The sequence below is a fragment of the Mesorhizobium sp. M1E.F.Ca.ET.063.01.1.1 genome, from assembly GCF_003998155.1.
Lineage (GTDB): Bacteria > Pseudomonadota > Alphaproteobacteria > Rhizobiales > Rhizobiaceae > Mesorhizobium.
The window spans coordinates 1-946 of the sequence record NZ_RZSC01001291.1; the positions used below are offsets into that span (position 1 = coordinate 1).

Here is a 946-nt window from a genome sequence, read left to right on the forward strand (position 1 = left end):
GGGCTGGGGCGAGATCGGCAATGTCGGCGGCCTCGCCATCACGGGCAAGAACCTGTTCATCTGCGGCCTGATCGGTCTGCTGGTGACTGGGCTCATCGTGGTGATCACCGAATACTACACCGGCACCAACAAGCGCCCGGTGAATTCGATCGCCCAGGCGTCTGTGACCGGCCACGGCACCAACGTCATCCAGGGCCTCGCGGTCTCGCTGGAATCGACGGCGCTCCCGGCAATCGTCATCGTCGGCGGCATCATCGCCACCTATCAGCTCGGCGGCCTCTTCGGCACGGCGATCGCCGTCACCACCATGCTCGGCCTCGCCGGCATGATCGTGGCGCTCGATGCCTTCGGCCCGGTTACCGACAATGCCGGCGGCATCGCCGAGATGTCCGGCCTGCCCAAGGAAGTGCGCCATTCCACCGACGCGCTCGACGCGGTCGGCAACACCACCAAGGCGGTGACCAAGGGCTATGCCATCGGCTCCGCCGGCCTTGGCGCACTAGTGCTGTTCGCCGCCTATTCGAACGACCTGAAGTTCTTCGCGGCCAACGGCGACAAGTATCCCTACTTCCAGGGCATGGGTGAGGTTTCCTTCGACCTCTCCAACCCTTACGTCGTCGCCGGCCTGATCTTCGGCGGCCTGATCCCGTATCTGTTCGGCGGCATCGCCATGACCGCCGTCGGCCGCGCCGCGGGCTCGATCGTCGAGGAAGTGCGCAAGCAGTTCCGCGAGGACAAGGGCATCATGGCCGGCACCTCGAAGCCGAACTATGCGCGCGCCGTCGACCTTCTCACCAGGGCGGCGATCCGCGAGATGATCATCCCGTCGCTGCTGCCGGTCCTGGCGCCGCTCGTCGTCTATTTCGGTGTGTTCCTGATCTCGGGCTCGAAGGCCTCGGCCTTCGAGCCCGAGATCAGGAACACACCGAAATAGACGACGAGCGGC

At 65.3% G+C, this 946-nt stretch carries 1 pseudogene; it reads left to right on the plus strand.

Features of this window, described 5'->3' with window-relative positions:
* Window positions 1–904: pseudogene (locus EOA29_RS38025) on the plus strand (sodium/proton-translocating pyrophosphatase); the annotation flags it as partial.
* Window positions 905–946: the final 42 nt, after the last annotated feature.